Source organism: Ramlibacter sp., assembly GCF_013697775.1.
In the GTDB taxonomy this organism is placed as follows: Bacteria; Pseudomonadota; Gammaproteobacteria; order Burkholderiales; family Burkholderiaceae_C; genus Ramlibacter.
In genome coordinates, this window is the sequence record NZ_JACCWG010000052.1 from 1 (window position 1) to 9,475 (window position 9,475).

The following is a 9,475-nucleotide window of genomic DNA, read 5'->3' on the forward strand; positions in this document are numbered from 1 at the left end:
TGCGCTCTTCGGGATACGCCGGGTCCAGCGGCACGTACGCGCCGCCTGCCTTCAGGATGCCCAGCAGTGCAACGACCACATCGAGCCCGCGCTCCATGCACACGCCCACCAGCACTTCCGGCCCGACCCCCTGCGCGCGCAGCCAGTGCGCCAGCCTGTTCGCTCTTGCATTCAGCTGCGCGTACGTGAGCGACGCCTCCTCGAACACCACCGCCACCGCATCCGGCGTGCGCCCCACCTGCAGCTCCACACGCCGCACCATGTCCAGTTCGCGCGCGTACGGCAGCGCCGTCGCGTTCCATTCCACCAGCACGCGGCTGCGCTCGCCTTCGGACAGCAGCGGCAGCTCCAGCACCGGCAGCTTCGGCGCGGCAACCACTTCCTGCATCAGCCGCAGGAAATGCCGCGCCATCCGCTCCATCGTGCCCGCATCGAACAGGTCACTGTCGTATTCCAGCGTGGCCTTCAGCGGCTCGTCGTCGCGCCCTTCCACGATGTTCAGGAACACGTCGAACTTGGAGGTGCCGTTGTCGATCGGCACGTCTTCCAGCACCAGGCCCGGCAGGTCGATGCGCGACGACGGCGTGTTCTGCAGCACCAGCAGCGCCTGGAAAATCGGCGCGTGGCCGCTCTTGCGGTCCGGCTTCAGCGCTTCCACCAGCCGCTCGAACGGCATGTCCTGGTGGGCGAAGGCTTCCAGCGTGGTCTGTTTCACAGCGGCCAGCAACGCCTCGAAGCTGTCGCGCCGGCCGATGGGCACGCGCAGCACCAGCGTGTTGGCGAAAAAGCCGATCAGCCCTTCGGCCTGGCCGCGCCCGCGGTTGGCCACCGCCGTGCCGAGGTTCACCTCGTCCTGGCCCGCATAGCGCGCCAGCAGCGTGGAGAACACGGCCGCCACGCCCATGAAGAAGGTGGCCTGGCGGCTTTGCACGACGGTTTTCAGCCCGCGCGCCAGCGCGGCGTCGATGCTGAAGACATGGCGCGCGCCACGGTGCTGCTGCACCTGCGACCGCGGCCGGTCGGTCGGCAGCGTCAGCAGGCTGGGCGCGCCGGCCAGTTGCCGCGTCCAGTAGGCCAGCTGCTTGTCCAGCTCGGCGCCGCGCATCCATTCGCGCTGCCAGCTGGCGTAGTCCCCATACTGGATCGGCAGCGGCGGCAAACCCGCATCACACCTCTCCACGCGCGCCGCATACAGCGCGGCGAGTTCGCGCACCAGCACGCGCATCGACCAGCCGTCGGCCACGATGTGGTGCACCGTCATCAGCAGCAGGTGCTCATCCGCCGTGCGCCGCAGCAGCCGCGCGCGCACCACCGGCCCTTGCACCAGGTCGAACGGCGCCTGGGCTTCGGCCAGCACGTAGCCCTGCGCATCGGCACCGCCGATGTCCTCCACAGGCAGCACGAGTGCCAGCTGCGCATCGATGGCCTGCCAGGGCTCGCCGTTCTCGTCCTGCACGAAGCGCGTACGCAGCGCCTCGTGCCGCGCCAGCACGCCGTTCAGCGCCGCTTCCAGAGCCGCGCGGTCCAGCGCACCCAGCAGCCGCACCGCCAGCGGAATGTTGTAGGCGCTGCCCGGCTCGAAGCGGTCCAGGAACCACAGCCGCTGCTGCGCGAAAGACAGCGGCACGGCGGCGTCTGCCGCACGCCGCGGGATCGCGTCGCCCTGCTCGCCCTGCCCGCTCAATAGCCGGATGATTTCCGCCTTGTGCCGCTGCAGCTCGCCCTTGAGCTCCTCCGTCACGAAGCCCGGCGGCGCTTTCAGGCGCAGCTTGTCGCCGTGCACCTCCAGCCGGATGGCGTGGCGGTTGAAGAAGTCGAGCAGCTCGTATGCGGTCATGGAGGCAAAAGTCGGTCGCGTGCTTTCGGCGTGGCTGGTTCAGCGCGCCTTGGTGTCGCGCAGCACGTTACGGTCGGTCATCGCGCGGCCGGACACCAGCACGCATTCGTGCTGCGAGATGTCCAGGTTGGAGCCGTCGATGCGCTCGCCGGTTTCGCGGAACGGGTAGACCACCGTGTCGGCCCGGGTGTAGCGCGCGTTGATGGCCAGCCGGCGGCGCGGCGACGCGTTGGCCGACGAGCCGTGCATGGTGCGCTCGCTGAACACAACGAAGGTGCCGGCATCCATGGGCACGTCCACCACCTCGTGTTCCGACGCGTCGAAGCCCAGCGTGACGGCGCCCACCTGGTTCTGCAGGCCCTGCATCAGCATGTACTTGACCTGCTCCAGCGAGATGCGTTCGCGGTCCACGCCCTGGAAGATGTGGTCGGTGCGGATGTCCAGCACCAGCGAGTTGTCGTCGGCACGGGCGATCAGGTCCTTGGCACTCGATGTGTCCAGGAATGGGTCGTGCCAGAACTCCGACTGCACCAGCGGCTGCATCTCGATGGGAAAGCGGTGCGTGTGCGTGCCGCGCGCGAAGCGCAGCGGCCCCATCTCGGGCGTCACGTCGTCCAGCGCGATCCACACCGTCAGGTTCCAGATGCCGTTCTTGGCCTCTTCCGAGGGCAGCAGCGACGGCCGGTCGTTGCCGATCTCCTCGCCGTTGAACGCGCCCCATTCCTGGTGCCAGCCCAGCGGCGCCTCGCCCGGGCGCTTGAGGAAGATCTTGGAGCGCCACAAGAGCAGGTCCGGCCCCAGGATGCTGGCCACCGCGTCGACGATGCGCGGGTGCGTGAGCAAGGTCATCACCTCCTCGTCCATCAGGTGCCAGTCGCGCACCGAGAAGCGGCCGTACAGCGGGTGCGGCGCGTGCGCGCCCAGCATGCCGTCCAGCCGCGTGGCGACCCGGTCGATCAGGTCGCGCGGCACGCTCATGCCCAGCGGCCCGACGAAGCCGTCGCGCCAGAAGAGCTCTTTGGTGGACAGCGGCGTTTTCTGCTGTGCGGACATGGAAATAACCTCCGGGGATGCGACCTGTTCGGCCATGGTGACGACTCCTTGTTGATGGCTCATATCTCGATCTCTTCTTGTGCCGGCGCCACCAGCGAGGCAAGCTCGCCGGGTGCGTTGTGGTGGGCCTCATCCCCGGCGCGCGCGCCACCCACCATCGAATACACCAGCCTGTGGCTGGACTGCAGGCGGAACAGGGGCGCGATGCGCTCCACGTCCACCATCCCGATACCGCATAGACCCAAAGCCAGCGGCGCGGCGCAGGCTGTCATCAGCTGCGCCATGCCGCCTGCCTCGATGTGGCAGAACTCCAGGCTCTTGTCGCCGTACAGCGGCTCGATGGCGGCCAGCTCGGCGACGAAGAACACCGCGAAAGCCGATTGCTGGAACAGCGGGCCGCCGACGAAGGCGCCGTACGCTTCCTGCGTCAGCACCCCGGCGTCCGACGTGCGCACGAGGCCGTGCCGCTTCGGGTCGTAGTAGTAGGCGCCGCCGGCCACGCCCTGCACCCGCTCGGGCTTGACCCACACGTAGGTCTGCACCGGATACAGGCCGCCGGCGGACGGATACAGGTACTTGGGCTTGCCGTCCAGCTCGCCTTCGCCCAGGCACGACAGCAGCTTGGCAAAGGCCTGCGTGCCCACCGGCTCGGGCAGGAACTGGCGCACCGAGCGCATGGCCTGCAATTGCCGCGCGCGTTCCGGGTCCACCGGCGCCGGCAAGGCAACCGGCGTGGCGTCATCGTCGAAACGGCGCAGGCCCGGCTGGTTGTCCTTGAATGCCTGGCGCGCCAGCGGATCGTCGATGGCCGCGAACGACGCGGCGCTGGCAGGCGGCGCTTGCCCCACGCGCTGCGCCGCCTGCACGATGGCGTTCTGCGCCACGTGCTCCCGGTACATGCCCACCAGCTCGCGCAAGGTGGGCGTAGCCAGCACGCGCGCCAGCGGCGGCCGGAAACCCAGCTCGGTGGCCAGCGCGTTGCCGATGCGCACGATGTCGATGGAGGTCGCGCCCAGGCTCAGCAGGTTTTCCGCAGGCGCCACGTCCTGCTGCGACAGGATGCCGCCCACGATGGCGGCGATGCGCGCTTCCACCTCGCCGGCCAGCGCGAACGGCGTGGCGTCTTCGGCTTCCGCCGCCGCAACGCCGATGGGCGGCAGCCGGCCCTTGTCCACCTTGCCGTTGGACGACAGCGGCAGCGCGTCTAGCAGCATCCACATGGCGGGCACCATGTAGGGCGGCAGCTTGGCGGCCAGCCAGCCGCGCAGCGCCTCGGGCTGCGGCGCGGCGCCTTCGGCCGGCACCACGTAGGCCGCCAGGCGCTTTTCGCCGCGCGGATCGCCCACGGCGTGCACCACGGCGGCCTGCACCTCGGGATGGCGCGCCAGCGCCGCCTCGATCTCGCCCAGCTCGATGCGGTAGCCCTGCACCTTGACCTGCGTGTCCTCGCGGCCCAGGAACTCGATGCTGCCGTCCGGGAGATACCGGCCGAAGTCGCCGGTGCGGTACAGGCGCTCGCCGGTGCGCGGATGGCGGATGAAGCTGGCCGCCGTGCGGCGTTCGTCGCCCCAGTAGCCCTGCGCCACGCCGATGCCGCCGATGTACAGCTCGCCCGGCACCCAGATCGGCCGCGGCTGCAGGGCAGCGTCCAGCACGTGGAAGCTCTGGTTGGCCAGCGGCTTGCCGTAGGGAATGCTGCGCCAGTCCGCGCGCACCTCGTCGATGCGGTGGAAGATCGACCAGATCGACGCTTCGGTGGCGCCGCCCAGGCTGACGATGCGCGCATCGGGGCGCAGCGCCTGCCAGCGGCGCGGCAGGTTCAGCGGAATCCAGTCGCCCGACAACATGGCCAGGCGCAAGGTGTCCGGCACCACGCCGGCGCGGCCGTCGGCGTATTCCAGCAGCATGTCCAGCAGCGCCGGTACCGAGTTCCACACCGTCACGCGGTGCGCCGCCAGCGTCTCGGCCCAGGCCTGCGGATCGCGCGCCGCGTCCGGCGCCAGCATGACCACGGCGCCGCCGGCCGCGAAGATGCCGAACAGGTCATAGACCGAGAGGTCGAAGCTCAGCGACGAGATCGCCAGCACGCGGTCCTGCGCGCCCACACCGAAGCGGCGGTTGATGTCCAGCACGGTGTTGACCGCGCCGCGGTGGTCGATCATCACGCCCTTGGGCTCGCCGGTGGAGCCCGAGGTGTAGATGACGTAAGCCAGGTCGGTGGCGGGGCCTTGCGCCGGCGCGGGTTCGGCCGGCGACGCGGGCGCCATCGCGGGAACGGCGATGGCCTGCACGTCCTGCGGCCACTCTACCGCTTGCGCCAGGTGCCGCTGCGTCAGCGCGATGCGCACACCGGCACGCGCCATGATGTGGTGCAACCGCTCCACCGGCAGCGCCGGGTCCAGCGGCAGGTAGGCCGCGCCGGCATACAGGACGGCCAGCGTGGCCACGGCCTGCTCCCAGCCACGCTCCATCACCACCGCCACCAGCTGGTTGGCGCCGGCGCCGCGCGCCTGCAGCTGCGCGGCGATGTCGCGCGCCCTTGCGCGCAGCTCGCCGTAACTCAGCTCCCGCGCGCCCGCGACGACCGCGATGCGCTCCGGCGCGCGCAGCGCTTCGCGCTCGAACAGCGCCTCCAGCCGCGTGTCCAGCCAGGCCTCTTCGGGCACGAAGCCGTCGCCCGCATTGGCCTCGGCCTGCGCCCGCAGGCTGGCTTCGCCCAGCAAGGCCGGTGCGGGCTGCTCCCACTGCGCATCGCTGGCGGCCAGTGCCTCCAGCCGCGCGCAGTAGGTGGCGAACATCTCGTCCAGCATGCCCTCGGGGAATATCTCGTCGATGGCGTCCCAGTTGAAGAACAGCGAACCTTCCGTCTCGCCCACCTGGTGGTCCAGCCAGACCTGCGGCGTCTGGCTGATCTGGTAGGCGATCTCGCCGAACACGCCTGCGCCGGTCGCACCGGGCTCGGGCGCGTGGTGCTGCGACTGGTTGGTCAGCGTGCTGGTGAAGACCACCGGCATGCCCGACTGCTGCGCGCCGGTCTTCTGCGACAACTCCCGCAGCACCTGGATGCCGCTGACGGCCGCGTGGTCGATGTCGCGCCACAGCTGTGCCTGCACCGCCTGCGCGTTCGCCACGAAGGACTTGGCCGCATCCGGATTCGCTTCCAGCAGGATCAGCGAGGTGAAGTCGCCGACGATGTCGTTGACCTGCGGGTGCAGCGGCAGCCGGTTGAACAGGGTCAGGTTGATGGTGAAGCGCGGGCGCTTGCACCAGGCGGCCAGCACCTCGGAGAACACCGCCATCAGCAGCGCCGAGGGCGTCACGGCTGCCCGCTGCGCGCGCGCCTTCATGCGCGACCAATCGGCCGCGTCCAGGCCGCCGCGGCGGCGCGTGAACTTCGGCTGCGCGATGCTGTCCGGCCGGCGCGCCAGCGGCAGCTCGGGCGCCGGCGCGAAGTCGTCCAACCGGCCGCGCCAGTAGGCCAGCGCCCGCTGGTACCAGCTGCTGGACTCCAGCGCACGCTCGGCCAGCACGTAGTCGCGGAAGGTCAGCGACAGTTCCGGCAGCGGCGCGTCGGGCTCGGTGTACAGCCGCTCCAGCTCGAAGCCGATGATCTGGTTGCTGGTGGTGTCGCGCACCAGCGCGTCGGTGCTCACGTGCAGCATGCTGGTGCCGCCGTCCAGCAGGGTCACGCGGAATTCGAACAGCGGCCAGACGCTGGCGTCGAACAGCTGGTGCGACAGCAGCTCGCGCACCTCGCCCAGGCCGCTGGCCACCGTGCCGCCGTCCTTGCCGCGCAGGTCCAGCACCGGCACCACGTACGCGGGCACCTCGGCCAGGATGCGCTGCGTGCCCTCGTCGCTGAACACCGCGCGCAGCATGGCGTGGCGCCGCACCAGGCGGTTCAGCGCCCGGTTGAAGCGCGGCACGTCCAGGCCGCGGATGCGGATTTCCATGTAGCTGTGCGCGCCCACGCCGCCCAGCGACATCGCCGTGCTGCGGCCGATCCAGTAGGCCTGCTGCACGTGGTTGAGCGGGAACGGCTGGTGCTGCGACGCGGTGTCGGCTTCGATGGCCGGGAACACGAAGGACGCCTCTCCCGTATCCGCCGCACCGGTCAGCTGGTCCAGCGCGGCGGCCAGTTCGCGCAGCACGGCGTTCTGCACCAGCACCGTCAGCGCGATGCGCACGCCGAAGCGCTTTTCCACGCGCTGGATCAGCTTGAGCGCCAGCAGCGAATGGCCGCCCAGCGCGAAGAAGTTGTCCTCCGCGCCGACTTGGTCGACCCGCAGCGTCTCGCTCCAGATCTCGGCCAGCGCCTGCTCGGTGGCGTTGCGCGGCGCAACGTAGGCAGCGCGGCCGAAACCGTCGTCCTCGAGCGCGGGCAGCGCGCGCCGGTCCACCTTGCCGGTGGGCGTGAGCGGCAGCGCGTCCAGCAGCATGAACTGCGCCGGCACCATGTAGTCCGGCAGGCGCGCGCGGCAATGCTGGGCCAGGCTGCGCGGCGTCGGCGGCGAGGACGACAGCGCCAGTTCGCGCAGCGCCGCCAGGCTGTCCAGCGCGCCGAAGGCGTCGGACGCATCCATCCAGTCGATGAGGCAGGCGAACTCGTGCACGCCGGCGTTCTGCAGCGCGCGCACGATCGGCAGGCAGCTTTGCGGCGTGCCGATCAATGCCGCGGTGCGCGAGTAGCGCTGGAACGCGTACTCCAGCACGTCGGCGATTTCCTGCTCGGTCGGCTGGCGGTCGGCCTCCTGCACGTTCTTCATCAGCGGGCGCCACAGCTCCACGTGCGCGCGCAGGTAGCGCACGAAGGCCGGCCGCGCGCGTTCGACGGTGGCGGCGTGGTCCTCGCCCAGGAAGGTGTGCACCATCGCCGTCACGCGGCGCATGGCCGGGTCGTGCCCGTGTTCCACCAGCGCCGTACGGTACAGCGCGATGTTCTCGGCCAGGCGCTCCACCGTCTGGCCCAGCAGGTGGGTCAGCAGGTTGGCGCCGATGCGGCCGGCGTGCTTGAAGGTTTCCGGATTGCCGGCCGCGGTCACCCACAGCGGCAGCTCGGGCTGCACGGGGCGCGGGAAGGTGCGCACCTCGGAGATGCCGCCCGCGCCGTCGGGCAGCGACACCGATTCGCCGCGCCACAGCGCCTTCAGCGTCTCGATGCCCTGCTGCACCACCTGGCGGCGCGGCTCGAAGCGCTCCGGCGCCAGCACGAAGTCGCGCGCATGCCAGCCGCTGGCGATGGCCATGCCGACCCGCCCCTTGGAAATGCGGTCGACCACCGCCCACTCTTCCGCGATGCGCAGCGGATGGTGCAGCGGCAGCACCACGCTGCCGGCGCGCAGGTGCACGTGGGTGGTGGCGGTGGCCAGCGCGGCGTTGAGCACCGAGGGGTTCGGGTACAGGCTGCCGACGGCGTCGAAGTGCCGCTCCGGCGTCCAGATCGCCTCGAAGCCGTGGCTGTCGGCGAACTTCGCGGAGTTCAAGTAGAAGTCGTAGTCGCTGTCCTGCTCGGCCTTGTCGGCGCCGAAATAAAACAGGCTGAAGCCGGTCTTGGCGTCCACGCCGGCGCCCTGCGTGCCGCCGTCCTGCGGCACCACGTAGGCGACCAGGCGCGCCTCCGCGCCCTCGCCGCGCGCGCTGACGACCGCCTCGCGCACGCCGGGCGCGGCCTTCAGCGCCGTCTCGATCTCGCCCAGCTCGATGCGGTAGCCGCGCACCTTCACCTGCTGGTCGATGCGGCCCTGCACGGTGATGCGGCCGTCGCGCCCGCGCCGCCCGACGTCGCCGGTGCGGTAGAAGCGCCTGCCTCGCGCGTCGGTGCCGAAGGCGGCTGCCGTGAGTTCGGGCGCGTTCCAGTAGCCCAGCGCCACGTGTTCGCTGCGGATGACGATTTCGCCGCTCTGGTAGGCGTGCGGTCGCGAATCCAGATTACCCAATGCGATGGACGCGCCTTCGATCGGCAACCCCGCCGCCGGCGGCTGCAGGCTGGCCTTGCCGTGGCGGATGAACTGCTGCAGCGCCAGCGTGGATTCGGTCGGGCCGTAGCCGTTGACCAGCACGCAATCGGCCGGGAACACGGTGTCGAACAGCGCCAGGTCGGCCAGCGCGACCGGCTCGCCGCCCAGCACCGCCAGGCGCAGCGGCGACGCTTGCAGTTGCGGCGCCGAACCGAACAGGTGCCGGTACAGCGTCGGCGTGGAGTGGTAGACCGTGACCTGTTCCGCGACGATGCGCTCGACGATCTCGTGCGGCGCACCGCCGCGCGGATCGGGGATGACCAAGCGCGCGCCATTCAGCAGCGCACCGAAAACGTCCATCACCGCCGCGTCGAAGGCATAGGAGGCCAGCAGGCACAGCCGGTCGTCCGCGCCGATGCGCAGGTTGCTGGTGTACTGGCGGCAGAAATGCAGCGCGTTGCGGTGGCTCTGCATCACGCCCTTGGGCGTGCCGGTGGAGCCCGAGGTGTAGAGGATGTAGGCCACGTCGCCCGGCTGCACCGGCGCGCGCTTCGGCACTTCCGCGCGCGGCGCCAGGCCGTCGATGTCCACGATGCGCAGCGGCTGGCCGTCGCGCGCGGGCATGGCC

General features: G+C 70.6%; 3 protein-coding genes. All 3 read right to left on the reverse strand.

Annotated elements, in window-relative coordinates; genetic code table 11:
• On the reverse strand, positions 1–1,837 hold a 1,837-nt coding region (locus H0U68_RS03190; protein ID WP_296352718.1), incomplete at its 3' end, for a condensation domain-containing protein.
• A 39-nt stretch (positions 1,838–1,876) separates the two neighbouring features.
• Positions 1,877–2,926 (reverse strand): phytanoyl-CoA dioxygenase family protein, encoded by a 1,050-nt coding sequence (locus H0U68_RS03195; RefSeq protein WP_296352719.1) that lies wholly within the window; start codon positions 2,924–2,926, stop codon positions 1,877–1,879.
• Positions 2,927–2,949: 23 nt separating this feature from the next.
• Complete coding sequence (locus H0U68_RS03200) at positions 2,950–9,471, reverse strand: non-ribosomal peptide synthetase (protein ID WP_296352720.1); 6,522 nt, start codon at positions 9,469–9,471, stop codon at positions 2,950–2,952.
• Positions 9,472–9,475: the final 4 nt, after the last annotated feature.

Bases quoted from the DNA above. Each gene is read 5' to 3' on its own strand.
- H0U68_RS03195 (WP_296352719.1), bottom strand. From the start codon at position 2,926: ATGGCCGAACAGGTCGCATCCCCGGAGGTTATTTCCATGTCCGCACAG.
- H0U68_RS03200 (WP_296352720.1), bottom strand. From the start codon at position 9,471: ATGCCCGCGCGCGACGGCCAGCCGCTGCGCATCGTGGACATCGACGGC.